The 25,629-nt window shown below is 63.4% G+C and carries 30 protein-coding genes and 1 other annotated feature (1 of these 31 running past the window's edge); of the genes, 2 read left to right on the top strand and 28 right to left on the bottom strand.

From position 1 onward, the window contains the following. Positions 1-693 carry a DUF421 domain-containing protein gene (locus tag VE009_RS19195; RefSeq protein WP_325010385.1) on the bottom strand — a complete coding sequence of 231 codons (693 nt, stop codon included), beginning with the start codon at positions 691-693 and terminating at the stop codon, positions 1-3. A 184-nt stretch (positions 694-877) separates the two neighbouring features. On the opposite strand from VE009_RS19195, the gene VE009_RS19200 reads away from it, so the two are divergent. Next, on the top strand, positions 878-1,270 hold the full coding sequence (locus tag VE009_RS19200) for a TIGR04086 family membrane protein (RefSeq protein WP_325010388.1): 393 nt from the start codon (positions 878-880) through the stop codon (positions 1,268-1,270). Between the two features lie 61 nt (positions 1,271-1,331). On the opposite strand, the gene yajC is transcribed toward VE009_RS19200, so the two are convergent. The 16 genes from yajC to VE009_RS19280 form a co-directional block, all read right to left on the bottom strand. Then, positions 1,332-1,637, bottom strand: coding sequence for a preprotein translocase subunit YajC (gene yajC / locus VE009_RS19205; RefSeq protein WP_325010390.1), 306 nt, complete (start codon positions 1,635-1,637; stop codon positions 1,332-1,334). 30 nt (positions 1,638-1,667) lie between these two features. Next, positions 1,668-2,807 (bottom strand): tRNA guanosine(34) transglycosylase Tgt, encoded by a 1,140-nt coding sequence (tgt, locus tag VE009_RS19210; protein WP_325010392.1) that lies wholly within the window; start codon positions 2,805-2,807, stop codon positions 1,668-1,670. 20 nt (positions 2,808-2,827) lie between these two features. Continuing rightward, positions 2,828-3,871, bottom strand: a complete 1,044-nt coding sequence (gene queA / locus VE009_RS19215; protein WP_325010395.1) for a tRNA preQ1(34) S-adenosylmethionine ribosyltransferase-isomerase QueA — start codon at positions 3,869-3,871, stop codon at positions 2,828-2,830. Between the two features lie 5 nt (positions 3,872-3,876). After that, on the bottom strand, positions 3,877-5,997 hold the full coding sequence (locus VE009_RS19220) for a SpoIID/LytB domain-containing protein (RefSeq protein WP_325010397.1): 2,121 nt from the start codon (positions 5,995-5,997) through the stop codon (positions 3,877-3,879). After that, positions 5,994-7,004 (bottom strand): Holliday junction branch migration DNA helicase RuvB, encoded by a 1,011-nt coding sequence (gene ruvB, locus VE009_RS19225; protein ID WP_325010399.1) that lies wholly within the window; start codon positions 7,002-7,004, stop codon positions 5,994-5,996. Before ruvB ends, VE009_RS19220 begins: the two co-directional genes overlap by 4 nt. 18 nt (positions 7,005-7,022) lie before the next feature. Then, positions 7,023-7,670, bottom strand: coding sequence for a Holliday junction branch migration protein RuvA (gene ruvA, locus VE009_RS19230; protein WP_325010401.1), 648 nt, complete (start codon positions 7,668-7,670; stop codon positions 7,023-7,025). Continuing rightward, entirely contained in the window at positions 7,667-8,182 is a 516-nt protein-coding gene (ruvC, locus tag VE009_RS19235; RefSeq protein ID WP_325010403.1) for a crossover junction endodeoxyribonuclease RuvC, read from the bottom strand. The genes ruvA and ruvC overlap by 4 nt, the downstream gene beginning before the upstream one ends. A gap of 145 nt (positions 8,183-8,327) precedes the next feature. Then, positions 8,328-8,984 carry a BofC C-terminal domain-containing protein gene (locus VE009_RS19240; RefSeq protein WP_325010405.1) on the bottom strand — a complete coding sequence of 219 codons (657 nt, stop codon included), beginning with the start codon at positions 8,982-8,984 and terminating at the stop codon, positions 8,328-8,330. A 152-nt stretch (positions 8,985-9,136) separates the two neighbouring features. Next, on the bottom strand, positions 9,137-10,243 hold the full coding sequence (locus VE009_RS19245) for a LysM domain-containing protein (protein WP_325010407.1): 1,107 nt from the start codon (positions 10,241-10,243) through the stop codon (positions 9,137-9,139). Between the two features lie 167 nt (positions 10,244-10,410). Beyond that, entirely contained in the window at positions 10,411-10,791 is a 381-nt protein-coding gene (gene mnhG / locus VE009_RS19250; protein ID WP_325010409.1) for a monovalent cation/H(+) antiporter subunit G, read from the bottom strand. After that, on the bottom strand, positions 10,763-11,059 hold the full coding sequence (locus VE009_RS19255) for a Na(+)/H(+) antiporter subunit F1 (protein WP_325010411.1): 297 nt from the start codon (positions 11,057-11,059) through the stop codon (positions 10,763-10,765). Before VE009_RS19255 ends, mnhG begins: the two co-directional genes overlap by 29 nt. After that, on the bottom strand, positions 11,059-11,535 hold the full coding sequence (locus tag VE009_RS19260) for a Na+/H+ antiporter subunit E (protein ID WP_325010413.1): 477 nt from the start codon (positions 11,533-11,535) through the stop codon (positions 11,059-11,061). The genes VE009_RS19255 and VE009_RS19260 overlap by 1 nt, the downstream gene beginning before the upstream one ends. A gap of 6 nt (positions 11,536-11,541) precedes the next feature. Then, positions 11,542-13,014 (bottom strand): Na+/H+ antiporter subunit D, encoded by a 1,473-nt coding sequence (locus VE009_RS19265; protein WP_325010415.1) that lies wholly within the window; start codon positions 13,012-13,014, stop codon positions 11,542-11,544. Beyond that, positions 13,007-13,345 carry a Na(+)/H(+) antiporter subunit C gene (locus VE009_RS19270; RefSeq protein ID WP_325010416.1) on the bottom strand — a complete coding sequence of 113 codons (339 nt, stop codon included), beginning with the start codon at positions 13,343-13,345 and terminating at the stop codon, positions 13,007-13,009. Before VE009_RS19270 ends, VE009_RS19265 begins: the two co-directional genes overlap by 8 nt. A 3-nt stretch (positions 13,346-13,348) precedes the next feature. Next, on the bottom strand, positions 13,349-13,771 hold the full coding sequence (locus VE009_RS19275; RefSeq protein WP_325010418.1) for a Na(+)/H(+) antiporter subunit B: 423 nt from the start codon (positions 13,769-13,771) through the stop codon (positions 13,349-13,351). Further along, complete coding sequence (locus tag VE009_RS19280) at positions 13,761-16,190, bottom strand: Na+/H+ antiporter subunit A (protein ID WP_325010420.1); 2,430 nt, start codon at positions 16,188-16,190, stop codon at positions 13,761-13,763. Before VE009_RS19280 ends, VE009_RS19275 begins: the two co-directional genes overlap by 11 nt. Before the next feature lie 119 nt (positions 16,191-16,309). On the opposite strand from VE009_RS19280, the gene VE009_RS19285 reads away from it, so the two are divergent. Continuing rightward, positions 16,310-16,546: a hypothetical protein gene (locus VE009_RS19285; protein ID WP_325010422.1), complete on the top strand. Its 237-nt coding sequence runs from the start codon at positions 16,310-16,312 to the stop codon at positions 16,544-16,546. A gap of 179 nt (positions 16,547-16,725) precedes the next feature. On the opposite strand, the gene ilvE is transcribed toward VE009_RS19285, so the two are convergent. The 11 genes from ilvE to rplU all read right to left on the bottom strand — a co-directional run bounded on the left by ilvE (position 16,726) and on the right by rplU (position 25,574). Beyond that, positions 16,726-17,607, bottom strand: a complete 882-nt coding sequence (gene ilvE, locus VE009_RS19290; protein WP_325010424.1) for a branched-chain-amino-acid transaminase — start codon at positions 17,605-17,607, stop codon at positions 16,726-16,728. An 18-nt stretch (positions 17,608-17,625) separates the two neighbouring features. Beyond that, entirely contained in the window at positions 17,626-18,501 is an 876-nt protein-coding gene (pheA, locus tag VE009_RS19295) for a prephenate dehydratase (RefSeq protein ID WP_325010426.1), read from the bottom strand. Then, positions 18,498-19,466, bottom strand: a complete 969-nt coding sequence (thrB, locus tag VE009_RS19300) for a homoserine kinase (protein ID WP_325010622.1) — start codon at positions 19,464-19,466, stop codon at positions 18,498-18,500. The genes pheA and thrB overlap by 4 nt, the downstream gene beginning before the upstream one ends. A gap of 1 nt (position 19,467) precedes the next feature. Continuing rightward, positions 19,468-20,538 (bottom strand): threonine synthase, encoded by a 1,071-nt coding sequence (gene thrC, locus VE009_RS19305; protein ID WP_325010428.1) that lies wholly within the window; start codon positions 20,536-20,538, stop codon positions 19,468-19,470. A 44-nt stretch (positions 20,539-20,582) separates the two neighbouring features. Then, the gene (locus VE009_RS19310; RefSeq protein ID WP_325010430.1) at positions 20,583-21,869 is read right to left on the bottom strand and encodes a homoserine dehydrogenase; all 1,287 of its coding nucleotides are present in this window, start codon (positions 21,867-21,869) and stop codon (positions 20,583-20,585) included. A 37-nt stretch (positions 21,870-21,906) separates the two neighbouring features. Then, positions 21,907-22,383, bottom strand: coding sequence for an ACT domain-containing protein (locus VE009_RS19315; protein ID WP_325010432.1), 477 nt, complete (start codon positions 22,381-22,383; stop codon positions 21,907-21,909). A gap of 121 nt (positions 22,384-22,504) precedes the next feature. After that, positions 22,505-23,812 (bottom strand): GTPase ObgE, encoded by a 1,308-nt coding sequence (obgE, locus tag VE009_RS19320; protein ID WP_325010434.1) that lies wholly within the window; start codon positions 23,810-23,812, stop codon positions 22,505-22,507. Positions 23,813-23,825: 13 nt separating this feature from the next. Beyond that, complete coding sequence (locus tag VE009_RS19325) at positions 23,826-24,431, bottom strand: Spo0B domain-containing protein (RefSeq protein ID WP_325010436.1); 606 nt, start codon at positions 24,429-24,431, stop codon at positions 23,826-23,828. A 152-nt stretch (positions 24,432-24,583) separates the two neighbouring features. Continuing rightward, positions 24,584-24,895: a 50S ribosomal protein L27 gene (gene rpmA / locus VE009_RS19330; protein ID WP_325010438.1), complete on the bottom strand. Its 312-nt coding sequence runs from the start codon at positions 24,893-24,895 to the stop codon at positions 24,584-24,586. A 17-nt stretch (positions 24,896-24,912) separates the two neighbouring features. Further along, the gene (locus VE009_RS19335) at positions 24,913-25,248 is read right to left on the bottom strand and encodes a ribosomal-processing cysteine protease Prp (protein ID WP_325010440.1); all 336 of its coding nucleotides are present in this window, start codon (positions 25,246-25,248) and stop codon (positions 24,913-24,915) included. A 14-nt stretch (positions 25,249-25,262) separates the two neighbouring features. Further along, positions 25,263-25,574: a 50S ribosomal protein L21 gene (rplU, locus tag VE009_RS19340; protein WP_325010442.1), complete on the bottom strand. Its 312-nt coding sequence runs from the start codon at positions 25,572-25,574 to the stop codon at positions 25,263-25,265. Positions 25,575-25,588: 14 nt separating this feature from the next. Next, positions 25,589-25,629: a sequence feature (ribosomal protein L21 leader region), on the bottom strand; it runs 42 nt beyond the window's last position.

Raw genomic sequence — 25,629 nt, forward strand, 5'->3', positions numbered from 1 at the left:
TTACTTTTTGTCGATATACAATCTGCCGCGGTGATCGATCGTGCACAGGAACACGTCTTTGACGTCCTTCACGCCGCGCGCTTCCAATTCGCGCTTTAGCCAAAACCGGGTTTGCCCAATTTTCTCTAGGCCGTCGTTTTGCACCTTCCCGTCCATGATGAGCGGCACGGGCAGCCCTTCGTAGCGGAAGTTCGCCGTATCTTTGGCGGGAGGCGACGCCGACGTTTCCGGCTTCAGGCGGAATTCGTCCTTCTTCACGAGCGTGAGCTGACCCGTCGGCTCGAGCACCGCGAACTCGACGTCCGCCACGTTCGTGATGTTTTTCTCGCGCAGCTGCAGCATTAAGTCGTCCAAGCTGTACCGCTGACGGCGCATTTCGTCCCGATCGAGCTTGCCGTTTTGGATGACGAAGCTCGGGCTGCCCTCGAACCATTTGCGGAGCACCCTGCTCTTCAGCGTGATGTAAGCGATGAGGATTTGCAGGATGCCGAGCACGAACATCGGCAGGATGCCTTCCCAAATCGGGCGGCTCGGGTTTTCCACGACGATGACGGCCATCTCCGTGATCATGATGGAGATGACGAGATCGAAGACGGACAGCTTGCCGATTTCCCGTTTCCCCATGACGCGCAGAACAAGGTAGATGATGAAGTAAATCAGCACCGTCCTAGAAAAGATCGTTACCGCCTCCATGTTCGCCCTCCTTGCGCGGTCGTATGTAAACGGTGGTTTGCATTGGGTATTCTGACCGCACGCAAGGGGGCGCATGCAGCGCGCAGCGACGTAAGTTTTGGCAGCTTGGTCTTTTTTCGGAAGCTTGGCCATATGGTGTAGTAAGCGTATTACGAATTTGAAATCGTGCGGAGGTCGATCCTGAATGAATCCGATGAAAAGCGTGTCTTCCGGCGTGAAGGTGGGCTCCCCAGTGCTTCGAGGTTTAATGGTTTCGCTGGTATGCATGGCGGCCGCGACGGTCGTCGCGTCGCTGCTGATCAAGTTCACCGGCATGAAGGAAGGCTCGGTCACGACGTCGGTTTATATTATCCACAGCGTGTCGCTGTTCATCGGCGGCTGGGCGACCGGTCTGCGCTCCGGGCGCAAGGGGTGGTATTACGGCGGCATGATGGGTATTTTGTACAGCGTCGTTGTTATTTTGGTAGGATTCCTGAGCTACGACGCCGCATTCACGTCGTATACGCTCATTCTGCTGGCGCTCTCCTTCGCCGCGGGCGCGCTTGGCGGCATGATCGGGGTTAACATGCGGAAGTAATGGATGGACCATCGAAAAAAACCGTTCCGGAACGAACCGGAACGGTTTTTTGGTATGTACCTTATTCGGACGCCGCGCTGGATACGACGCTGTCGATCGCGCTGCGGTTGAACGTCATCCGCGTGGAATCGTTCACGAGCAGCACCATCGTGTCGTCCGTCAGCTCGACGATTTTGCCGTGGAGACCGCCGATCGTGACGACCTTGTCGCCCTTCTTCACGTTCGCGAGCATCATGTTCCGCGTCTTCGCGCGCTTCTGCTGCGGGCGAATGAGCAGGAAGTAAAAGATAGCGAACATGAGGACGAACGGGAGCAGCGACATCAAAACGTTGCCTTGGCCGGCGGCTTGCTGCGTCAACAAATACATAGTACGATGCCTCCTTGAATGGTCACCGGGTTAGAAACCCCGGGCGTTCTCAGCATTCAGACCGTAACGGTCGAAAAACTCTTCTTTAAAATCGCCGAGGCGATCTTCGAGGATCGCTTGGCGCACTTTGCGCATCAAGTCGAGCAGGAAGTACAGATTGTGGTACGTCGTCAGCCGAATGCCGAACGTCTCGTCCGCTTTGATCAGATGGCGGATATACGCCCGCGAATAGTTGCGGCACGTGTAGCACGAGCATTCCGGATCGAGCGGCCCGAAATCCCGCTCGAATTGCGCGTTGCGGATGACAAGGCGGCCGCGGCTCGTCATCGTCGTGCCGTTGCGCGCAATGCGCGTCGGCAGTACGCAGTCGAACATGTCGACGCCGCGCATGGAGCCTTCGATCAGCGCGTCCGGCGATCCGACGCCCATCAGATAGCGCGGCTTGTTCGTCGGCAGCATCGGCGTCGTCGCTTCCAGCATCTCGTACATCAAATGCTTCGGCTCCCCGACGCTCAGTCCACCAATAGCATACCCCGGGAAATCCATGGAAGTCAAATCGGCGGCGCTCTGTTTGCGCAAATCGGCGAACATGCCGCCCTGCACGATGGCGAACAGCCCTTGGTCGTGCGGGCGCGCGTGCGCCTTCAGGCAACGCTCCGCCCAGCGCGACGTCCGCTCCGTCGACTGCTTGACGTACGCTTCGTCCGCCGGCCACGGCGGGCATTCGTCGAACGCCATCATAATATCGGGGCCGAGCGCGTTTTGGATCTCCATCGCCTTCTCCGGTCCGATGAACAGCTTGTCTCCGTTCAGGTGCGAGCGGAAATGGACGCCTTCCTCCGTAATTTTGCGCAGCTCGCTCAAGCTGAACACCTGGAAGCCGCCGCTGTCGGTCAGAATGGCGCGATCCCAATTCATAAATTTATGCAGCCCGCCCGCTTCTTTGACCAGCTCGTGACCGGGACGCAGGAACAGATGGTACGTGTTGCTTAAGATGATGCCCGCGCCCATCTCTTTGACTTCCTCCGGGCTCATCGTCTTGACCGTCGCCTGCGTGCCGACCGGCATGAACGCCGGCGTGTCGAAGCTGCCGTGCGGCGTATGGACGCGGCCGAGACGGGCTCCGGTTTGTTTGCACGTTTTGATCAGTTCGTAGGTTATCGCCGCCATAAAGGTTCGTTACTTCCCTTCTAAGATATGAACATCGCATCGCCGAAGCTGAAGAAGCGGTATTCCCGCTCCACCGCTTCCCGGTACGCGGCCAGCACGTTGTCTCTGCCCGCCAGCGCGCTGATCATCATGAGCAGCGTCGATTTCGGGAGATGGAAATTCGTCAGCAGCGCGTCGACGAGCTTGAATTCGTAGCCGGGGTAAATGAAAATGTTCGTCCAGCCGCGCAGATCGTCGTCTTCCCCGCTTAGAATGCGAGCGGCCGCCGTCTCCAGCGTGCGGGCGGACGTCGTGCCGATCGCGACGACGCGGCCGCCGGCCGATCGCGTTTCGCGAATGAGGCGCGCGGTCGCCTCCGGCACCTCGTAGTATTCTTCGTGCATCCGGTGCTCCTCCACCGTCTCCGCAGAGACAGGCCGGAACGTGCCGAGGCCGACATGCAGCGTTACGGGGGCGGTGCGTACCCCGCGCTCCCGGACGCGATCGAGAAATTGCTCCGTGAAATGGAGTCCCGCCGTCGGCGCCGCCGCCGAGCCGGGATGCTTCGCATAAACGGTTTGGTACCGGTTCGGGTCGTCTAAGCGCTCTTTAATATAAGGCGGCAGCGGCATCGTGCCGAGCCGTTCGAGCACTTCGAGAAACACGCCCTCGTAGCGGAATTCCACGACGCGTCCCCCGTCTTCCGTCTCCGCGACGACCGTCGCTTCGAGCAGCGGCTCCTCCTTGCTGTCGCCGAAATGGAGCACGGTGCCGGAGCGGAGCCGCTTGCCCGGCCGCGCGAGCGTCTCCCATCGGCCTTCGCCGAGATCCTTCAGCAGCAGCAGCTCCGCGTTCGCGCCGGTGTCGGCTTTCCAGCCGTACAGCCGCGCGGGTAGCACCTTCGTATCGTTCATCACGAGCAGATCGCCCGGATGCAGCAATTCCAGCAGGTCGGGAAAATGTAAATGCCGCACCGCGCCCGTCCGCTTGTCCAGCGCCATCAGGCGGGAGGCGGTCCGCTCTTTCAGCGGGGATTGCGCGATCAGGCGCTCCGGCAGTTCGAAATCGAATTGATCTACGTTCAAGTGCTTCATTCCTTCGCAATCGTTGCGTCACGATAGTAGTATAGCAATATTTTCCGGTAGTCATACCCGAGCTCCGCGAGGCCGAAGGCGCCCCACTGGGACATGCCCAGGCCATGCCCGAAGCCCGTGCCGTGGAACCGAAACGCTGCGTCCTTCGTGGCGACGCGCGCCGTGCCGTCGCCGTCCGTAATGAGGTACGCGTCGCTCGAGATCGTTCGGACCGCGCCTCCGGCGGAGACGGCCGACAGCGCGGCCGGGCCGGAAGCGGACGGCAGTTCGGTCGTCCGCCCGCCGGCGCCGAGCACCGTCACGGCGGCCGTCTGCTCCACTTCGAATCGGGAGCTCGGCAGTCCGAACAGCGTCCGGTACTGCTCCGGCCGCAGGACGGGAATCGTCCGGCCGTTCGCCGCGACCTCCGTCACGCGTCCGCTGGCGGCCCCCCGCTTCGTCACTTCGATCGTCCGGAGGCCCCCGAGCGCCGCCACCTCGGCCGGCGCGACGCCGCTCGCCGCCATCTGCAGCTGCAGCTGGCCGGCGGGAATCGGTCCGCGGATCCATTGGTACGCCGTCGACTCCATGTCGCGTCCGATGACGGTGACGGGAGCGCCTTCGTTCAGCACCGCGAGCGACGGGTTCGTTTCGTTGTTGACGAACGGCGCGGCCCGCACGTTGACGCCGGCCTGCGCTACGGCGCCGGTCGGGAAGCCGCCCTTGTTCACCGCGCCCGTCAGCCGGACAAGGTCGGAGCGAATATAGCCGATCCGGCCGCCCTCCATGACGACGCGATACCAGACGAGCTTGTTCCGCTCGGCGGCGTCGTCCGGGCTCGGCGTCGAAACGATGCCCGGAATCGAGGCGTTCCACACCTCCGTCGGGTCGGCCGTCCGGTCGCCCGCGTTGCTGTGGTAGAACGCGTCCAGCAGCGTACCGTTCGCAAGGCGCAGCACTTCGCCGGCCGTCGCCTGCGCCGCGCCGGTCGCCGCCGCGGATTCGCGCTCGGTGCCGCGGTACGCTTGATCGGCGGTCGTGTCCGCGACGTGCGCGATACCGTACTTCCAGCCCTGCTTCAGCACGTACGTGCGCGCCGCGACCGCCTGCGCCTTCAGCACCTCGGCCGGCCACGACGCGTCCAGCTCCGCGCCGACGACGGCGGCGACGTACGTCTCGAGCGCGACGCGGTTGACGACCGCGAGCGCGCCGTTGTGCGCGAACACGTCGATCGCGCCGCGGTACGAGCGGCCGAACCGCTCGGCGACGCGGATCGCGCCCTGCGCCGAGACCGGCTGCGCGATCAGTTTCGCCCCGTCGCCGCCGACGGCGAGCATCCGGACGCCGGCGCCTAACCCTGCGTCCTGCAGCACGTCGGTGCGAAGCGCCGCATAGCGCACGTTCGCAGCGACGGGCGTCGCGGCGATGCCCGGCACCGCGGCGGACGCGGCGGTTATCGCCTGCTGCAGCGACGCCGCGTCCGCCGCCCCGCCGTACCACAGCTCGTAGGCCGCCGCGCCGCCTACGCCGTTCGTCGCGACCGGCTGCGCGTACACGCCGGCGTCCCACAGCGGCCCGGCCGCAGCGACCGCCTCCGCTTCCGAGGCGAACGTCCCTGCCCGCGCGTACAGCGGTCCGCGCAGCGCCATCGCCGCGCCCGCGAGGCGCGCCGCGACGGCGGCGTTGCCCGCGAGCGCCGTCCGCGCCGCTTCCGCGTCCGCTTTGGCGCCGTACGGTCCCGCTTCGACCGCGTACGTCATCTTGCCCTTCACCGGCCGGGCGATGACCGCCGCCGGCTGCCCCGCCTTCTTGACGTCGTCCGCGAATGCGCCCGCCTTGACCGCGTCGGTCGTCTCCGCGACGACGACGCGGAAGCCGTCGAACGTCGCCCGGACGTTCGTCTGATCCGCCGTCCGGTGCCACGCGGCGCCGTCGCTGCTCATGACGCTAAGCCCGCCGGGCGCGGACAGCGTCACGGCGCCGGCCGCCGATTGGTACGTATTGGTTTTCACGAACAGCGCGACGTGCACCTCCGCCTCGCCTCCGTCGGCCGCCGCCGGAGACGGCGGCGCGAGCGCGGCGGCGAACACCGAGACGGCCGTCAGCGCGCCGAGCCAAAACCGCTTATATCTCATCATGCGTTCTCCCCCTTCGGAGGAAATCCGAGATGGCGGTACGCCGCCGGCGTCACGACGCGGCCGCGCGGCGTCCGCTGCAGGAAGCCGATTTGCAGCAAATACGGCTCGTAGACGTCTTCGATCGTCTGGCTTTCTTCGCCGATCGTCGCCGCGATCGTATCTAAGCCCACCGGCCCGCCGTCGAAGCTCGTGATCATCGCGCGCAGCATTTTATGGTCGATCGCGTCCAAACCGAGCCCGTCGACCTGGATCATGCGCAGCGCCGTATCGGCAAGCTCCCGCGTGATCGCGCCGTCGCCGCGCACCTGCGCCACGTCGCGCACGCGCTTGAGCAGCCGGTTCGCGATCCGCGGCGTGCCGCGCGAGCGGAGGCCGATTTCGCGGGCCGCGTCCGGCGCGATCGGCACGCCCAAAATTTCGGAGGCGCGGGAGACGATGAACGCCAGCTCGTCGACCGTGTAAAATTCGAGCCGGCAGACGACGCCGAACCGGTCGCGCAGCGGCGAGGACAAGAGGCCCGCGCGCGTCGTCGCGCCGATCAACGTGAACGCCGGCAGATCGAGCCGAACCGAGCGGGCGCTCGGGCCTTTGCCGATGATGATGTCGAGCGCGTAGTCCTCCATCGCCGGATACAGCACTTCTTCGACGGTGCGGTGGAGGCGGTGGATTTCGTCGATGAACAGCACGTCGCCCTCCTGCAAATTCGTCAGGATGGCCGCCAGATCGCCGGGGCGCTCGATCGCGGGCCCCGACGTCGTCCGCAGGTTGACGCCGAGCTCGTTGGCGATAATGTTCGACAGCGTCGTTTTGCCGAGCCCCGGGGGGCCGTACAGCAGGACGTGGTCGAGGCTTTCCCGCCGCAGCTTCGCCGCTTCGATATATATTTTTAAATTCTCCTTCACCTGCCCCTGCCCGATATATTCGGACAGATAGCGGGGCCGGAGGCTGTATTCCACTTGCGCGTCTTCCATCATCAAGTGGGCCGATATGATGCGATCTTCCTCCATAGCCTCTCTCCCATTTCTTTACGCCTGATAGAGCGATTGCAGCGCAAGCTTGATCAGCTTGTCCGCGCCGTCCGTCGGCTGGGCTTTCCCTTTCACGTCGCGCCACGCGCGCTCCGTCTCCGCGTCGGTATAGCCGAGCGCGAGGAGCGCGTCCTTCGCTTCCCGCCATGCGGCCGGCAGCCCGGCGCCCGCGGCGGTCGACGCCGCCGCGGCTTCGCCGGCGGCGAAGCCCGCATCCAGCGCGCCGAGCCCGATCGGCACGCCGATGCCGTCAAGCTTGTCCTTCAGATCGAGGACGATGCGCTGCGCCGTCTTCTTGCCGATGCCCGGCAGACGCGTCAGGAACGTCAGATCGTCGCTCTGGATCGCGCTGACGATGCGCTCCGGCGTGCCGCCCGACAATACGCCGAGCGCGACGCGCGGTCCGATGCCCGTCACGTCGAGCAGCTTGCGAAACAGCGCCTGCTCCTCCCGCGTCGCGAAGCCGAACAGCTGCACCGCGTCCTCGCGCACATGATAATGAATGAACAGCGTCACCGTCTGCTCCGCCTTGCCGGCGAACGCGTACGGATTCGCGCAGAAGACGCGATATCCGACGTCGCGCACGTCGAGCACGATGCCCTCGGCGTCGACGGCGATTGGTTTTCCCCGCAAAAAATCGATCATGGTTTATGTACTCCGTTCCCGTTTCCTTTCATCCGGTCCAAAAACGTCGACGAATGCGCATGGCAAATCGCGACGGCGAGCGCATCCGCCACGTCGTCCGGCTTCGGCACGGACACGAGGTTCAAAAACATGCGCACCATCTCCTGCACCTGCCGCTTCTCCGCCTTGCCGTAGCCGACCACGGCCTGCTTCACCTGCAGCGGCGTGTACTCCGCCACCGGAAGCCCTCGCTGAACGGCGGCCAGCACGAGCACGCCGCGCGCCTGTCCGACCGACAACGCCGTCGTGACGTTCTTATTGAAGAACAGCTTCTCGATGGCCACGGCGTCCGGCTGATATTTGTCGATCAGCTGCAGCGCGGTTTCGTAGATTTGCTTCAATCGTACGCCTTGGTCCGTCTCCGCTTCGGTCGTAATGCACCCGTATTGAATCGGATGCAGCTTGCTGCCGATTTTGTCGACGAACCCGAACCCGACAATGGCGAGGCCGGGGTCGATTCCCAAAATTCTCAAAAGTCCTCTCTCCCATCCGCCATTGTAGCGAACATATGTATTCCTAGAAGGTTATCATACCAAAAAAAAGACGAGAGCGTCCATCCTCTCGTCTTTTTCGCGCCTGACCCGCCGCGTCCTCCGCCTCCCGGCGTCCGTTCGCCGCTTACGCGCCCGGCTTCATTACTTTTTCCGTCTCGTCGATCGCGTAATCGCTGAACGTCGACAGCACGCTGTTGTAGTCCGCGATGTCGGTGATCTTGATGCCGTCGCGCAGCTGCTGGACGACTTCGCCCGGCAGCGAGCTTTCCAAATGCTCGATATTCAATTGGAAGAACGTCTTCACCGCGCGTTCCTCGCGGGGCGGCCCGCGGAACAGCGTCAAATTGCCGCCCGCGTCGACGCCGATGTACGAGTTTTCCTTGCACGCGTCGGACAAGTCGTCGATATGCTCCGTGAAGACGACTTTGTCCGCGGCGACGGCGTAAAACTCCCACTCCGGATGGTCGGCCGCGAGCTTCGCGATGTTCTCCGGCGGCATGACGCCTAGCGCGCGTTCGTCCTCGCCGCATACATACAGCCGACGAAGCGTGACCGACGCCTCCCGCGTCAGCTCGCTCGGCGACGCCGGCGGCTTGCCGCCGGGCGCGAACACGGAGAGCGCGTCTCCGAGCCGCCGCGGTTCGCCGTCTCCCGAACCGGAAGCGGACGCGTATAGAAAAGCCAGCCCGGCCGCCAGCGCAAGCATGCCGAGCGCCAGCCAGCGGCGTTTTAGGCGCAGCCGTTTTTTGAACCGTTTTTTAATAAGACCGAAAAAGCCCATTGAACTTCCTTCACCCCTGACAAATTCCGCTTAGGTTACATTCCCTATTCTAGCCAGCGGCGGAAAGGAGTATACAATCGGAAGATTCGACGGGCCGTTTCGGTCCTTCGGTCAATCGTTCAGTCGGTCAATCGTTCAGTCGGTCAATCGTGTCAGTCGCGGATCCACGGCTTCGAGCCGCGAGGCGCCGAACGGCGGCCGGCGCCTCTGCGCTTCAGGAACGAGCGGAGCGCGGCCGTGCCGGAAGAGACGCGCGCCTTCCGCTGGCGGCCCGCTTTGCCGGACGATGCCTTCGCTTCGTCCGCCTTCGCTTGCGCCGCTGCGTCGACCGGAGCTGCAGCGGCCGGCGCTGCTTCGGCAGGCGCCGCGGGAGACTCCGGCCCTTGGATGGCGCTCGTGAACGCGCGCTCCTGCGGCGCCGTATTCCCGCCCCGCAGCGGCAGCGCATACGGCAGGCGGATGCCCGCGCCCGCGCTCCCGCCGCAGCCGCAGTCGCCGGCCGCCGGAGCGCCGAACGGCGCATACGCCGGCGCCATCGGCTCGGTCATCGCGCCGAACGGCACCGGCCATGACGGCGGCGGCGCCTGCACGCCCGCGACCCCCATCGGCGCGACGCCGTACGGACCCATCGGCCACATCGGCAAGCCCGCCGGCACCGCAGGCGTCGGCAGCGTAATGTACGGGTGCTGCGCCGGCTCGTCGCCCATCCCGCTCCACTTCACGTGCAGCGGCGACGTGTTCGCCTCCGGCATTTCCGTCTTATAATGGGCCGGAATGCCGGCGTTCGGCGCCGCTTGCGCGTTCGCGTTCGCATTCGCGTACGCATCCGCCGGATACGCCGCGAACGGCAGCTCCGCGTTCGGCCAACCGGAGATCGTCGCCGTCTCGCCGGCCGAAGGCGCCACGGGCAGCGCGCTCGCCGCTTCGGCCGCGGCTTCGACGGACGCCTCCGCCGCCTGCGGGAGCGCGCCCGCCGCGCCTTCGTTCCGCGCCGCCGCGAACGACTCAGGCGCGCGGGGCGGCGCCGTCGGCGCGAGGCCCGCGAACGCGGCCTCCTCGCTTCTCGCCGCGGCGAGCTCCGCCGCCGGCGCCGTCTTCATCGCGACCGGACCGGTCGGAATTTTCACCTTCGTTCCTTTGGCAAGCGTCCCTTCAGCGGTAAGCTGCGGGTTGGCCGAACGGATGCGCTCCGGGGCCACGCCGTATTGTTGCGACAAAGCGGAAATCGTATCTCCGTCTCTTGCGATATGGAGTCTCAAAACGTCCCCTCCTCTTCCTTGCCGAAATGTAAGTACCCGCGCGAACGCGCCTGCCCGGAGGCGGTGTGCGTTCGCCTAGTGCACTACATCTTATGCAAGGAAGGGCCGTTTGACATCCAAAAAAACCGATTCCCGTAAATTCGCTTCCCGCCGCCCGTTCTAATGCGTCAGTCCCCGGGCTGCACCTTGCCTTCCGGTCCGAGCGCCTCCGCCAAATCGTCCTGCACGCTGCGTTCCGACAGCGGCACGCCGGTCCGGTACGCGGCGCGGCCGATCAAATGACCGGCGACGGGCGCCGTCGCGAACACGAACGCGACCGCGAGCAGCATCTTCGCGCTCGCTACCCCATGGAACCACAGGAAAAACAAGAAGCCGGCGAGCAAAATACACAGGACGCCGAGCGTCGACGCTTTCGTCGCGGCGTGCGAGCGCAAATAGACGTCGGGCATCCGGACGAGCCCGAACGAGCTGACGGCGCACAGCAGCGCGCCGAGCAGCACGAGAACGGCGACGATCGCCTCACCGGCTCCCTGGATCGTCTCGATCATGTTCGATCACCGCCCCTCTTTCGATATATTTCGAAAACGCGATCGTGCCGAGAAACGACACGATGCCGATGAGCAGCACGATGTCCGCGTACGATTCCGACCTCAGCATGATCGAGACGATCGCGATGATCGACAGCAGCTGAATGCCGACCATATCGAGCGCGATGACGCGGTCCGGCATCGACGGCCCGCGCATGACCCGATAGAGCGCCCCCAGCACCGACAACGAAATAATGATCAAGGCGATTACCAGCGCCGTGTTCAGCATTACCGCGTCACCTCCAATATCGCCCGCTCGAACGAGCCTTTAATTTGCCGTTTCAGTTCGTCGGCGTCCTCGATATCGATCGCGTGAATGTACAGCGTGTCTTGATCGGGGGACACCTCCAGCGTCAACGTGCCTGGCGTCAGCGTGATGAGACAGGCGAGCAAGGACACTTCCCAATCGGAGCGAAGCTCCGTCTCGTACGCGAACACGCCGGGCCGCACCTTCAGCTTCGGCTGTAAAATGTGCTGGATGACAACCAGATTGGACAGCACGAGCTCTTTTAAAAACAAGCCAAGCAGCTTCAGAATCGCCCACAGCTTTTTCGCGTAAAAGGGAACGCGGAAAAATCGGCGAAACGCGAACAAAAACACGAATCCGATCGCATACCCGACGACGAAGCCGACGAACGAGCCGTCGCCCGACAGCAGCATCCAGATCAGCGCTAGCAGCCCGTTCAATACAATTTGAAACGCCATATGCATCTACTCCTTTAGCACGGCTTCGATGTACAGCTCGGGCCGCGCAAGCGTATCGCCCGCAAGCGACGCGTAGTCGTTCACCCATTCGGCGCCGACGCCGAGCAGGACGAGCAGCGCGAGCAGGACGGCGCACGGCGCGAGCAGTCCGGCCGGCGCGGATGCCGGGGGCGCTTCCGTCTTCGGCTCGCCCCAGAACGCGCCCATGAACAGCTTCATGAACGACAGCAGCACGAGCAGGCTCGACGCGAGCGCGACGGCCGCGCCGACGTAATGTTCGGCCTGCAGCGCCCCCTGCACGATCAGCAGCTTGCCGACGAAGCCGCTGAGCGGCGGAACGCCCGCGATCGCAAGTCCCGCCGCGAGCGTCATCCACCCGAGCGCCGGCGAGCGTTCGATCAGCCCGCCCATGCGCGGCAGCTTGTCGGTGCCGGCGAGCGCGATCAGCCAGCCGCCGAGCAGAAAGACGAGCGCCTTCGCCGGCATATCGTGCAACAGATAAAACACGACGCCGTCCAGCGCCGCTTCGGACGCCGCCGCGACGCCGAGGCCGATCAACCCGACCGCCACGACGATGTTGTAAATAAGGATGCGCGGCACGTCCTTATAAGCGATCGCCCCGAGCGCTCCGAGCGCCATCGTCGCGATGCTCATCCAGCCGATAAGCGGCCGGGTGAAATCCGGGTCGGAGGCGAACATGAGCGTGAACGTACGAACGATCGCGTAAGCGCCGACTTTCGTCAGAAGCCCGCCGAACATCGCGGCGACGACCGGCGGCGGCGCGCCGTACGAGCCGGGCAGCCAAAAGTGCAGAAACAGTCCCGCCTTCAGCGCGAACACGACGAGCAGCAGCACGGCGATGACGTTGAGCGCGCCGCCCTGCCCCGCCTCGGCGACCCGTTCGGCGATATGCGCCATGTTGAGCGTGCCGAGCGCCGCGTATAAATACGCCATCGTCGCGACGAACAGCGTCGAGGAGACGATGTTGATCAAGATATATTTGATCGACTCCCGCAGCTGCCGCTTCTCGCCGCCGAGAACGATCATCGCGTACGAGGAGATGAGCATCACCTCGAAGCAGACGAACAGGTTGAAGATGTCCCCGGTTAAAAACGAACCCGCGACGCCGACGGTCAAAAACTGCGAAAACGCATAGAAGTGGTGCTTCTCTCGCCCTTCGCCGATCGTCCGGAACGCGTAAAACGTACACGCCGCCATGACGACTCCCGTCGCGAGCACGAGCAGCGCCGCCAGCATGTCCGCGACGAACACGATGCCGTACGGCGGCAGCCAAGCGCCCATGTACAGCGTCTGAATGCCGTCGGTCCGCACCTGCTGGACGAGATGCGCGCTGGCCGCGACGTTCACGAGAACGCTGACGCCGGCGATCGTTCGCTGCGCGCGCACGTTCGCGACGAATATGAGCAGCACCGCCGTAAACAGCGGGATCAATAACGGAAAAACGACTGTATTATTCATCGTCGGCCCCCTTCAGCTGCTCCATGTCGTCCGTGCGCAGCTCCTGATACGCTCGGTACGCGAGCACGAAGAAGAACGACGTCACTCCGAAGCTGATGACGATCGACGTCAAAATAAGCGCCTGCGGCAGCGGATCCACATAAGCGCCCGCCTTCTCCCCGAGGAGCGGTGCCGCGCCTGTCTTCAGCCCCGCCATCGTCATAAGCAGCAGATGGACGCCGTGGCTGAGCATGGCGGTGCCGAGTACGATCCTCAGCAGACTCCGGCTCAATATCATGTATGTGCCGACGCTGAACAACGCGCCGATCAGTATGGCCATTAACGTTTCCATCGGTTACCGGTCCTCCCCGATCGACAGAATGATCGTCATCGTGACGCCGACGACGGACAAGAAGACGCCGAGGTCGAACAGGACGGCCGTAGCGAGCTCTTTTTCGCCTAAGAAAGGCAAATGTTTATACGCGAACGTATGGCTTAGAAACGGAACATCGAACACGAACGAGCCGACGCCCGTCAGCACCGCGATCATGAGGCCGATCGCCGTCAGCGTCCGAAAATCGATCGGCACGACGTTCCGAATCGTCTTCAAATCGAAGGCGAGCGCCAGCAGCACGAGCGCCGAAGCGGTCATGAGGCCGCCGATGAACCCGCCTCCCGGCTCGTTGTGGCCGGCGAAAAACAGATGCGCGGCGAACGCCAAGATGATGAACATGACGACCTTGGCGGCCGTGCGCAAAATGACATCATTAGCTTTCATGCGGCGACTCCCCTCCTCTCCTCTTGTTCCCCGCGCGAAGCCGCACCATGGCGTAAATGCCGAGAGACGCGATGCCGAGCACCATGATTTCCAGCAGCGTATCGAAGCCGCGGAAGTCGACCAGGATGACGTTGACGACGTTTTTGCCGCCGCCGAGATGGTAGCTTTCCCGCACGTAATACTCCGAGATGGAAGCGAATTTCGCCCCCCCGTTCACGGCCAGCGCCGTCGCCGTCACGGTTGCGCCGACGCCGAGCGCGATCAACGCGTTGCCGATGCGGAAGCGGCGCGTCGACGGCTCTTTGCGCAGCTTCGGCAAATGGTAGAAGCACAGCAGGAACAATGCGACCGACACCGTCTCCACGATCATTTGCGTCAAAGCGAGATCCGGCGCGCGGAACAGGACGAAAAACAGCACGACCATATACCCGACGGCCCCGACAAGCACGATCATCGTCATCCGGGAGCGGACGAACGGAACGGCCAGCGTGGCGAGCAGCGTCGCCGCCATCAGCAGCGCCTCGTAGATCGTCGTCTCCGACGTTCCTTCGAACGTAAAGCTCAGCGTGCCTGTCGCGATCAGGGCGCTGCCGACCGCCGCGATCATAAAGGCGAAAATGTACACCAAATACATGCGCAAGGAGCCGGTCATATAGCCGTTCGTCAGCGCGGAAGCGCCCCGCTCCAGACCGGACAGCCCTTTCTCGTAAAACGCATTAAGCGTCCATTTCCGAGGAAATGTTCCGTACACGCCCTGCCAGCGGCGGAACTGCGCGTACAGCAGCGAGCCGAGCGCGACGACGCCGATCGTCATGAACAGCTCCGTCGTCCAGCCGTGCCAGAACGTAATGTGGACGTGGAAATGTTCGTCGTGGGCGAGCAGCGTCGGCAGCAGCGCCGTCAGCGCCGGTTCGATCAGCGAGTAGCTAAGCAGGTCCGGAAACAAGCCGAATACGACAACGAGCGAAACGAGCACCGCCGGGGACAGCAGCAAACCGAGCGGCGCTTCGTGCGGCGCCTTCGGAAGCGGCTCCTCCTTGCGCTTCCCGAGGAACGTCCGGAACACGAACAAGACGCTGTACACGAACGTAAAGACGCTGGCCAGCCAAGCGAGCGCCGGGAACAAGATTCCCCACGTTTCCATCGCGAAGAAGTCCATCTTCGAAGCGTTCAGCAAGCCGGTGAAAAACATCTCCTTGCTCAGGAAGCCGTTGAACGGCGGCAAGCCGGCCATCGAGCCCGCCCCGACGACCGCGAACGTAAAGCTGATCGGCATGAGCGCGGCGAGCCCGCCCAGTTTGCGAATATCTCGCGTGCCGGTTTCATGGTCCACGATGCCGGCGACCATAAACAGCGCGCCCTTGAATGTCGCGTGGTTAATCAGGTGAAACACCGCCGCCGTCATGGCTAGCACGTACGCGTTGGACGACGCGCCGCCCCCGAACGCGAGCGCCGCCGACCCGAGGCCGAGGAGGCACATGATCAGCCCGAGCTGGCTCACGGTGGAGAACGCCAATATCGCCTTCAGGTCGGTTTGCTTCACCGCTTGGAACGAACCCCAACAGAGCGTCGCCAGCCCGAAGGCCGAGACGAGCCAAAACCATTCGGCCGAGCCGCCGAACACCGGCGTCATTCGGGCGACGAGGTACAAGCCCGCTTTGACCATCGTCGCCGAGTGCAAGTAGGCGCTCACCGGCGTCGGCGCTTCCATCGCGTCCGGCAGCCAGATGTGGAACGGGAACATCGCCGACTTCGTGAACGCGCCGAGCAGCATCAGCAGCATCGCCGGCAGGAACAGCGCGTGGTCCTTCAGGGCGTCCGCCGCGGCGATCGCGCCGCGAATGCTGAATGTGCCCGTCGCTTCGCGCAGCAGCAAGATGCCCGCGAGCATCGCGAAGCCGCCGAACACGGTAATGAGCATCGACTTGAGCGCGCCCGCCTGCGATTTCTCTCTGCGGTACCAGAACGCGATCAACAGAAACGAGGATAAGCTCGTCAACTCCCAAAACCCGTACATCGCGATAAGATTATCGGACATGACGAGCCCGAGCATCGCGCCCATGAACAACAGCAGGTACACGTAAAAGTGCCGCACTTGTTCCTTCGTTCGGGATAAATAAAAAATCGAATACAGCGTGACTAAACTGCCGATGCCCGAAATGAGCAGCGCGAACAGCAAACTCCACCCGTCCGCCACGAACGCGAGCTCGATGCCGAACGACGGCATCCACGGCAGCGAATGCGCGACCGTCTCTCCGGAGCGGACGACGGGGAGCAGCGACAGGCAGTAAGCGAATATAGCGACCGGCAGCGGCAGCACGAACCAGCCGGCGTGCGGTCGCGGCATCAACGCGCTGAGCAGCGGGACGACGATCGCCCACGCGAAAGGCGCCAATGCGGCGGCATGCAACCAAGACAACGGAATTCCTCCTATCCATGCGTATCTATCTCATTCGACCTGCCGTATAAAAATAGCTCGAAAGGCCGACCTTGATAATGGAACGTCTCCACATCATATCATTTCCAGAGGTGGGCTTCATGCTTACAAAAAAAGCGGCCGTTTGCGCCGTCATCTTCGCGCTCCTGCTCGCGGGCGCATGGCTCGCCGAACGGCAGCTCAGCGACGATCCGCGGACGGAGGCGTCGGACGGTTTGAACGACGAGGCCGCGGGGCCGCGGGCGGCGCGCGTGTATAACGCTCATCCGGAATTTCGATCCCGCGAGTATGTCAAAATTTTGCGCATCGGGGACGGAACCGAACCGATCGGCCCGTAAATCAAAAAGAACCCGTCACTCGCAGGGACGCTGCGCCGAAAATCGGCACAGCTGTCCCTTGGTGACAGGCTCCTCCATGGTAAAGCTTCGTATTCAATATATCTCCACTATACCGCAAATATCCCGGCCGTTCAATACGTCCATCCCAGACTTCGCCCGGCCCGTGGGCTTTCCCGGGTTTACGCCTCGAACGCCTTGACGCCGTCGACCGTAACGATGTTGCGGAATTCCTTCAGAAGCTCCGTCGTGATCGGGCCGGCTTTGCCTTCGCCGATGATGCGGCCGTCGACTTCGCGCACCGCGATGACTTCCGCCGCGGTGCCTGTGAAGAACACCTCGTCCGCTACGTAAACGTCGTGAAGCGTGAACGGCTCTTCCTTCAGCGGCACGCCCGTGCGCTTGCAAATGTCCATGATCGCCGCGCGCGTAATGCCTTCGAGCGCGCCGACGTACGCCGGCGGCGTGAAGACGACGCCGTTCTTGACGATGAAGATGTTGTCGCTCGACCCTTCGGCGACGTAGCCCTGCGAATTGAGCATGATCGCTTCGCCGACGCCCGCGAGGTTCGCCTGAATTTTAACGAGAATGTTATTGAGGTAGTTCAGCGATTTAATTTTCGGATTCAGCGCGTCCGGGACGTTGCGGCGCGTCGACACGGACACGGTGCGCAGGCCGTTCACGTACGCCTCTTCCGGGTAAATCGACAGTTTCTCGACGATGATGATGACGTTCGCTTTCGGCGAACGGCGCGGATCGAGACCGAGATCGCCGGGACCGCGGGACACGATGAGCCGAATGTAGCCGTCGCGCAGCTCGTTGCGGCGGATCGTCTCGACGAGCGTATCCTGCATCTCTTGGAACGAGAGCGGAATATCGAGCATGATCGACTTCGCCGAGTCGTACAACCGCTTCAGATGCTCTTTGCATTTGAAAATGTTGCCGTCGTAAATCCGAATGCCTTCGAAAATGCCGTCGCCGTACAAGAAGCCGTGATCGTATACCGATACGGTCGCCTTCTCCTTCGAAACGAATTCCCCGTTCAAGTAAATCACTTGCGCCATGAATCGCCGCACCTCCGCTTATTGAGCTCCTGTGTGATAACCATAGGCGGGGTAAGACCCCAGAATGCGCACATCGCAGCCGACGGCGCGAATTTCTTCGACCGCTCCGCGCAGCAGCACCGATTCCATCGACGCTTCCACGTCGACGTAGAAATAATACGTGCCGAGCTGACGCTTCGTCGGACGGGATTCGATTTTGGACAAGTTGAGCCGGCGCCAAGCGAAGGCCGATAACAGCTGGTGCAGGCCGCCGGGGAAATCTTCGCCGGGCATGAGCAGCAGCGTCGTCTTGACCGAGTCGGCGCCGCGCCCCTCCGGCGCGAACGCGGGAGTCGGCGATTTGCCGGCCAGCACGAATCTCGTGAAGTTGTTCTTATGATCTTGAATCGCCGGCGCGAGCAGCTTCAGCCCGTATCTGGCGGCCGCCGTCGCAGGCCCGATCGCCGCCGTGAACGGATCGTTCCGTTCGACGAGCAGCCGGGCTCCTTCCGCGGTCGAGCCGACCGCCTCCAGCTCCGCCTGCGGCAGATGCTCGCTCAGAAACTTCCGGCATTGCGCGAACGCGACCTGGTGGGACAGCACCTTGCGCAGCTGCCCATAGTCGCCTTCGAAGCCGGACAGCGCCATCAAGTTTACATGAATAGGATACACCCATTCCGTCTGGATGGGCAAATCCTGCTCGGCGACGAGCCAGTCGATATGCAGGCTGACGGAGCCTTCGAACGTGTTCTCGACCGGCACGACGCTGTAGTCGGTTTTGCCGGCGAGCGTCGATTCGAACACGTCGGCGATCGTCTTGCACGGCACGAGCCGCCAATCCATCCCCTGCAGCAGCCACGACGCCGCTTCCTCGGAATACGTGCTCGGACCGAGCACCGCCACGGAAATCGTCATGATGCGTCACCTCTCCGTTCGTCGGCGAGCCGCGCCGCCGGGGTTTCGAGCTCGAGGCCGATCGCCGAAGGCGCAAGCCACAGCAGCTCTACGGCGCCGCCTTCCGGCCCGCCCATCGCTTCGCGCATGAACGCTTCGAGCTCCGCCTTACGGCCGGCTTCGTCGTCCACGAATGCGATCGCCGTCGGGCCCGCGCCGGACAGCGCCGCGCCGAGCGCCCCGTGATCGGCCGCTTCGCGCAGCACGCGCTCGAGGCCCGGGACGAGCGGCGCCCGGTACGGCTGGTGGATCCGATCCGCCATGGCGCCGCGGAGGACGTCGAGCCGTCCGGCGGCGAACGCCGCCGTCAGCAGCGCCGCCCGCGACAAGTTGAAGACGGCGTCCGCGCGGCTCACCTGCTCCGGCAGCGCCGCCCGCGCCTTGCTCGTCAGCAGCTCGTACGCGGGGATCGCGACGAGCGTCGTCAGGCGCGGCGGCGGGTCGAGCCGGATGTGCTCGGCGCGCTCGCCGTCCCACGTCGCGGCGACGAAGCCGCCGTACAGCGCGGGCCCGACGTTGTCCGGATGCCCTTCGATCGAGGCGGCGATACGGAACAGCTCGTCCCGCGGCAGCGGCTCGCCGATCAGCGCGTTCGCGGCGCCGAGCGCCCCGACGATCGCGGCGGCGCTGCTGCCGAGCCCGCGGGCGAGCGGAATGTCGCTGTACACCGCGATGTCGAGCTCGGGAACGGATACGCCGGCTTCGTCGAACACGCGCTGCGCGATGCCGTACAGCAAATTGGACTTGTCCGTCGGCAGTCCTTGGCTTCTCGCGCCGACGAGCGAGACGGTCGTCGTATCCGCCTGCGCCAGCTCGATCCACGCGTACAGCGACAGCGCGATGCCGAGCGCGTCGAAGCCGGGTCCGAGATTGGCGGACGTTGCGGGCACCCGCGCTCTGACGCGTTCGCGGGCGCCCGCCGGCATCCTAGCCACGGGCTGCTTCCGCCTGCTGGATGGCGGACATGACGGCTTCTTCCGTCGCGGGGATGACGACCGGCTCGGCGGCTACCGTTTTAATGGCGATGTTCGGATCCTTCAGGCCGTGGCCGGTCAGGACGCAGACGACCCTGCTGCCCTTCGGCAGCGCGCCTTCGCGGTGGCGCTTGAGCACGCCCGCGATCGAAGCGGCCGACGCCGGCTCGGCGAAGACGCCTTCGTTCGACGCGATCAGCTGGTACGCCTCCAAGATTTCTTCGTCCGTGACCGCCCATACGCCGCCTTCGGACTCCGTGTACGCGTTGACCGCGAGGTCCCAGCTCGCCGGGTTGCCGATACGGATCGCGGTCGCGACCGTCTCCGGATTCGGGAACGGCTTGCCCGTCACGAGCGGGCTCGCGCCCGCCGCCTGGAAGCCGATCATTTTCGGCACGGACGTCGAGCGGCCCGCGGCGCGGTATTCTTTAAACCCTTTGTAATAAGCGGAAATGTTGCCCGCGTTGCCGACCGGAATCGCGAGATAATCCGGCGCTTCGCCAAGCGCGTCGACGATTTCGAACGCCGCGGTCTTCTGCCCCTCTAAGCGGTACGGATTCACCGAGTTGACGAGCGTGATCGGATGCTTCGACGTAATGTCGCGCACGATTTCGAGCGCCTTGTCGAAGTTGCCGTCGATCGCGAGCACCGTCGCGCCGTATGCGTACGCCTGCGCCAGCTTGCCCAGCGCGATGTTGCCGTTCGGAATGAGCACGACGCATGCGAGCCCGCCGCGCGCCGCGTAAGCGGCCGCCGCCGCGGACGTATTGCCCGTCGACGCGCACATGATCGTGCGGCTGCCTTCCTCCATCGCCTTCGCGACGGCCATGACCATGCCGCGGTCCTTGAACGAGCCCGTCGGGTTCATGCCCTCGAACTTGAAGTACAAGTCGAGCTGCAGCTTCTCCGACAGCCGGTCCGCCCGAATAAGCGGCGTATTGCCTTCGTGCAGCGTCAGCAGCGGCGTCTTCTCCGTCACCGGCAGCATGTCGCGGTATCGATCGATCAATCCCATGTATCTCATTGTGTTACGGCCCCCCGACCAAAGTCGCGCGCCGCGTCCGGCTATTAGCCGACGACGCGGTACACGCTCTTAATTTTGTTGACGACATCCATCGATTCCAGCTCTCGAATGACGTTCTTCATACCGGACATATTCGTATCGTGCGTAATAATGATGATTTCGGCTTTCGGATTTTCCTGATTCGGCTGCTGCAGAACGGACTCGAGGCTCACTTCGTTCGCCGCGAACGCCTGCGTGATTTGCGCCAGCACGCCCGCCTTGTCCTCCACGTGCAGCAGCAGGAAGAACTTGCCGAAGATGCGGTCGTCGGACTGCAGCTTCTTCTCCTTGTACGCCGTGCTGAGCGTCTTCCCGTTGACGCCCATGCGCATGTTTTTCACGACCGCCACGAGGTCCGCCACGACCGACGTCGCCGTCGGCAGGCTGCCCGCGCCGGGGCCGTAGAACATCGTCTCCCCGACCGCTTCGCCGTACACGTACACCGCGTTGAACACGCCGTTGACCGACGCGAGCGGATGCGACGTGCGCACCATAGCGGGCTGCACGCTGACGGACACCGATTCGCCGTCGCGCTCGGCGACGCCGAGCAGCTTCAGTTCGTAGCCGAGCCGTTTGCCGTACTGAATGTCTTCTTTCGTGACGCCTGTGATGCCCTTCGCGTCGACGTCGGCGAGCGAGACGTTCATCCGGAAGCCGAGCGTCGCGAGAATCGCCATCTTGCGCGCGGCGTCGAGCCCTTCCACGTCGGACGTCGGATCCGCTTCCGCGTAGCCGAGCGCCTGCGCTTCCTTCAGCACGTCCTCGTAGGAGGCGCCTTCCTGGCTCATTTTCGTCAGGATGAAGTTCGTCGTGCCGTTCACGATGCCGAACATCCGCTTAATGCGGTCGGACGAGAAGCTCTCCGTCAGCGCGCGAATGATCGGGATGCCGCCGGCGACGCTCGCCTCGTAATAAATGTCGCAGCCGTGCTCCCGCGCGATCGCGACGAGCTCCGCGCCGTGCAGCGCCATCAAATCTTTGTTGGCCGTCACGACGTGTTTGCCGCTCCGCAGCGCCCGCTCGATGAGCCCTTTCGTCAGCTCGACGCCGCCCATCACTTCGACGACGACGTCGATGTCGTCCGCCGCCACGATGTCCTCGGCTTCCCGCGTCAGCAGGCTCGAATCGAGCGCGATGTCGCGCGGCTTCTCCGTGTTCTGAACAAGCACTCTGCGAATTTCGATCGTAGAACCGGTCTGGCGGGTCAAATCGTCCCGATGGTCGTTCAAAATGCGCACGACGCCCGTGCCGACCGTTCCGAGCCCCATGAGCCCGATGCGTATGGTTTCCATAATATCCTCCTTCATGGTTCGCGTCCGGGCGAGAAATTTACCCTTGCCCGATCACGACCGCCTTCCTGACGCCTTCCGTCGCTTTCATCGCCGCCACGAGCGCGTCGAGCGCTTCGACGCCTGCGCTCGTCTCGATCGACAGCACGACGTTCGCCATCCCCTGGAGCGGTATCGTCTGGTGGATGGTCAGTACATTGCCTTCATAGGACGCTACCAGCGACAGCACGCGGGAGAGCACGCCGGACCGATGCTCCATGTCCATGGATATGGTCACGATGCGGTCCCGGTCGATGCCGCTGAGCGGGAAAATGCCGTCTTTGTATTTGTAAAACGCGCTGCGGCTGAGGCCGACGCGCTCCGTCGCCTCATGGACGGTCGCGAACTCGCCGCGGGCGAGCCGCTCCTTCACCTGCAGCGTCTTGACGAGCGCTTCCGGCAAAATATCCTCCCGCACCAAATAAAAAGGCGCGGGCCGCTGCGGATGAGCCGTGTGGCCGTGATCTCCGCCCCCCACACCTACCGCCGTCCTCTCCGAGTAGACTCGTGTTTACCCATAGTGGACATTATAACCGAAGGCGAAAACCGGAGCAATAGGCGGATGCGAAAAAACGGCCGGCCGCAGCCGGCCGACCGTGTTATTCGTGCTCGACGAACTCGAATTCGTAGTCTCCGATGCGCACGTAATGGCCGTCTTCGGCTCCGCGCTTGCGCAGCTCCCGGTCGACGCCCATGCGGCGCATAATCGTCGCGAACCGCTGCACCGCGTCGTACGACTCGAATTTCGTCCGCTTCGCGAGCCGCTCGATCGCTTCGCCTTCGACGATGAAGACGTTGTTCTCGCGGCGAATCGTGAAGCTCTCGTCCGCGCGCGTCTTCTCGAGCGTGTACACCTTCCGCTCCTCCGTCTCCGGCGTCTCCTCGACGAGCGGCGCGGCCGGCACGGCTTCGACCATGTCGGCGAGCTTATACAGCAATTCGCGGATGCCCTGGCGCGTCGCCGCCGAAATCGGAACGATCTCGATGTCTTCGTGCCCGTCTTCGTTCAGCTTGCGGCGGAACTCCTCGAGGAACAGCTCCGCCTCGGGGATGTCCATTTTGTTGGCGACGACGATTTGCGGGCGCTCGGCGAGCTTCTCGTTGTACAGCCGCAGCTCCGCGTTGATCGCGAGCCAATCCTCGTACGGGTCGCGCCCTTCCGAGCCCGACATGTCGACGACGTGCGCGATGACGCGCGTCCGCTCGACGTGGCGGAGGAACTCGTGGCCGAGCCCGACGCCTTCGTGCGCTCCCTCGATCAGCCCGGGCAGGTCGGCCATAACGAACGACCGTCCCTCCTCCACGTCGACGACGCCGAGGTTTGGCGTAATCGTCGTGAAATGGTACGCGCCGATCTTCGGCTGCGCGGCGCTGACGACGGACAGCAGCGTCGATTTGCCGACGCTCGGGAAGCCGACGAGGCCGACGTCGGCCATCACCTTCAGCTCGAGCACGATCCAGCGCTCCTCGCCTTCCTCGCCTTTCTCCGCGATATGCGGCGCCGGGTTGTTCGCCGTCGCGAAGCGCATGTTGCCGCGGCCGCCGCGGCCGCCTCTCGCGACGACGACCTCCTGGCCGTGACGCGTCATGTCGGCGATGATTTCCTTCGTGTCGTCGTCGATGACGACCGTGCCCGGCGGCACGCGAACGATCATATCTTCCGCGTTCGCGCCGTGCTGCGACTTGTTGCGCCCCTTCTCGCCTCGAGGCGCCTTGAAGTGGCGCTGGTACCGGAAGTCCATGAGCGTCCGCAGCCCTTCGTCGACGCGGAATACGACGTCGCCGCCGTCCCCGCCGTCCCCGCCGGACGGACCTCCTTCAGGCACATATAATTCCCGGCGGAACGTGGCGACGCCGTCGCCCCCGTCCCCGCCTTTCACAAATATTTTCGCAAAATCGACAAACATCGTTGTCCTCCTGTCACCCCGCGGCCGAAAGCCGCACCTTGACCGTCGCTTCGTCGGCGTCGAACGCCGCTTCCAGGACGCAGGCGGGCGCAATCAGCCTCAGCTGCTTTTTCAACTCGGCGATCGTCCGCCCCATCGCGCCGGCGGAGTACGATCCTCGATACGTAAACACGATCGACGGCTCCGCCTCGCCGCATTCGAACGCGCAGAGCAGCTCGTTGTCCGAGCCTTGCGCGCCTTTCTCCGCCGCTTCTTCGAAGCCTTCCAGCAGCCGCCGGACGGCGAGCTCCGCCGCCGACAACCCTTGGCCTCGCAGCGCGAACGCATCGTCGATGCGGTAGCCGAACGCGAACCTGCGAATGCGCGCCCGCGCCGTAAGCAGCGCTTCGACGAGCCCCGGCGCCTCCAGCTTCGACGTACGGCTCTCCTCGGCCATCTTTTGCTTTAGCTTTTCCACGCAACCCGCTAATTTATCATACTTCCGCAACTGCACGTACCCGACGATCATCTGCAGATCGTTCAACCAATCGTGCCGCGCGTGACTCATCGTATCGATCCATAACCGGCGCTGCTCGTCCAGCAAATGGCTGTCCGCGTCGCGCCGTTCCGCGTGTTCCATGCCTCGGTTCCCCATTTCAAGTCCGGCAATCCGGTTCTTTTCCATCAAGTATACCAGACTTTTCCTTCGCGGACAGCATTAACGTTACGATCCGTTTTATGTAAAAAGCCCCGGCCGAAGGGGCCGGGGCTAAACGTCTATCGACGCCGGGATTACTTCTCCAACGTTGCCGCTACCGGAGCGGTCTCAACCGGGTACACGCTGACCTTCTTGCGGTCGCGGCCCCAACGCTCGAACTTCACGACGCCGTCGATCTTCGCGAACAACGTGTCGTCGGAGCCGATGCCTACGTTGTTGCCCGGGTGGATCTTCGTGCCGCGCTGGCGAACGAGAATGCTACCGCCCGTCACCGTTTGGCCGTCGGCGCGCTTCACGCCGAGACGCTTCGCGATGGAATCGCGGCCGTTCTTCGTCGAGCCTACGCCCTTCTTGGAAGCGAACAACTGAAGGTTCAATTTCAACATGGTGCCAACCTCCTTCTTTATACGTAGTATTCTTTCATCCTTATATGTTTACCGTACGATTGTTCAATCGATTGCAGCATGACGACCATCGACTCCAACAACAGCTGCAAGGAGTCTCGCTTCGCGTCCGGCAATTCGTCCGGCACGGCGACATGCAGCAGCCCGTCTTCCATGCGCGCCGAGAGCTCGACGCCGACGACCGCTTCCGCCGCATTGACCGTTCCGACCGTTACCGCCGACACGCCCGCGCAGACGATGTCCTTGCCCGACTCGGCGAAGAACGCATGTCCTTCGACTCGAAATCCGGCGATTCGCCCGCTCGCTCGCTCCCTGCCGATCTCCACGCGGATCAACCGATCAAATCCTCTTAGCCTTGGATTTTCTCGATCGTAACCTTCGTGTACGGCTGGCGATGGCCTTGCTTGCGGCGATAGTTTTTCTTCGCCTTGTACTTGAAAACGATGATCTTCTGACCTCTGCCGTTCTTCTCGACTTTGCCCGTAACGACTGCGCCCGCTACGATCGGCGCGCCCAGCGTCAGGCCTTCGCCGTTGCCCACTGCGAGCACTTGATCGAACGTCACCGTTTCGCCTTCCGAAGCGTCGAGCTTCTCGATGTAGATCACATCGCCCTCTTGCACTTTGTACTGCTTACCGCCTGTTTCAATAATCGCGTACATCTCTGCACCTCCCTCAAAAGTATAAGACTCGCCTCATCCCAGGTGGCCCTTCGAT

The sequence above is a fragment of the Paenibacillus sp. genome (assembly GCF_035645195.1).
Lineage (GTDB): Bacteria > Bacillota > Bacilli > Paenibacillales > YIM-B00363 > Paenibacillus_AE.

Excerpts from the sequence above, each read along its gene's own strand:
- VE009_RS19195 (WP_325010385.1), bottom strand. The coding sequence starts at position 693 with ATGGAGGCGGTAACGATCTTTTCTAGGACGGTGCTGATTTACTTCATC.
- VE009_RS19200 (WP_325010388.1), top strand. The coding sequence starts at position 878 with ATGAATCCGATGAAAAGCGTGTCTTCCGGCGTGAAGGTGGGCTCCCCA.
- yajC (WP_325010390.1), bottom strand. The coding sequence starts at position 1,637 with ATGTATTTGTTGACGCAGCAAGCCGCCGGCCAAGGCAACGTTTTGATG.
- tgt (WP_325010392.1), bottom strand. The coding sequence starts at position 2,807 with ATGGCGGCGATAACCTACGAACTGATCAAAACGTGCAAACAAACCGGA.
- VE009_RS19220 (WP_325010397.1), bottom strand. The coding sequence starts at position 5,997 with ATGATGAGATATAAGCGGTTTTGGCTCGGCGCGCTGACGGCCGTCTCG.
- ruvB (WP_325010399.1), bottom strand. The coding sequence starts at position 7,004 with ATGGAGGAAGATCGCATCATATCGGCCCACTTGATGATGGAAGACGCG.
- ruvA (WP_325010401.1), bottom strand. The coding sequence starts at position 7,670 with ATGATCGATTTTTTGCGGGGAAAACCAATCGCCGTCGACGCCGAGGGC.
- VE009_RS19240 (WP_325010405.1), bottom strand. The coding sequence starts at position 8,984 with ATGGGCTTTTTCGGTCTTATTAAAAAACGGTTCAAAAAACGGCTGCGC.
- mnhG (WP_325010409.1), bottom strand. The coding sequence starts at position 10,791 with ATGATCGAGACGATCCAGGGAGCCGGTGAGGCGATCGTCGCCGTTCTC.
- VE009_RS19255 (WP_325010411.1), bottom strand. The coding sequence starts at position 11,059 with ATGCTGAACACGGCGCTGGTAATCGCCTTGATCATTATTTCGTTGTCG.
- VE009_RS19260 (WP_325010413.1), bottom strand. The coding sequence starts at position 11,535 with ATGGCGTTTCAAATTGTATTGAACGGGCTGCTAGCGCTGATCTGGATG.
- VE009_RS19265 (WP_325010415.1), bottom strand. The coding sequence starts at position 13,014 with ATGAATAATACAGTCGTTTTTCCGTTATTGATCCCGCTGTTTACGGCG.
- VE009_RS19270 (WP_325010416.1), bottom strand. The coding sequence starts at position 13,345 with ATGGAAACGTTAATGGCCATACTGATCGGCGCGTTGTTCAGCGTCGGC.
- VE009_RS19275 (WP_325010418.1), bottom strand. The coding sequence starts at position 13,771 with ATGAAAGCTAATGATGTCATTTTGCGCACGGCCGCCAAGGTCGTCATG.
- VE009_RS19285 (WP_325010422.1), top strand. The coding sequence starts at position 16,310 with ATGCTTACAAAAAAAGCGGCCGTTTGCGCCGTCATCTTCGCGCTCCTG.
- ilvE (WP_325010424.1), bottom strand. The coding sequence starts at position 17,607 with ATGGCGCAAGTGATTTACTTGAACGGGGAATTCGTTTCGAAGGAGAAG.
- pheA (WP_325010426.1), bottom strand. The coding sequence starts at position 18,501 with ATGACGATTTCCGTGGCGGTGCTCGGTCCGAGCACGTATTCCGAGGAA.
- thrB (WP_325010622.1), bottom strand. The coding sequence starts at position 19,466 with ATGCCGGCGGGCGCCCGCGAACGCGTCAGAGCGCGGGTGCCCGCAACG.
- thrC (WP_325010428.1), bottom strand. The coding sequence starts at position 20,538 with ATGAGATACATGGGATTGATCGATCGATACCGCGACATGCTGCCGGTG.
- VE009_RS19310 (WP_325010430.1), bottom strand. The coding sequence starts at position 21,869 with ATGGAAACCATACGCATCGGGCTCATGGGGCTCGGAACGGTCGGCACG.
- obgE (WP_325010434.1), bottom strand. The coding sequence starts at position 23,812 with ATGTTTGTCGATTTTGCGAAAATATTTGTGAAAGGCGGGGACGGGGGC.
- VE009_RS19325 (WP_325010436.1), bottom strand. The coding sequence starts at position 24,431 with ATGGAACACGCGGAACGGCGCGACGCGGACAGCCATTTGCTGGACGAG.
- rpmA (WP_325010438.1), bottom strand. The coding sequence starts at position 24,895 with ATGTTGAAATTGAACCTTCAGTTGTTCGCTTCCAAGAAGGGCGTAGGC.
- rplU (WP_325010442.1), bottom strand. The coding sequence starts at position 25,574 with ATGTACGCGATTATTGAAACAGGCGGTAAGCAGTACAAAGTGCAAGAG.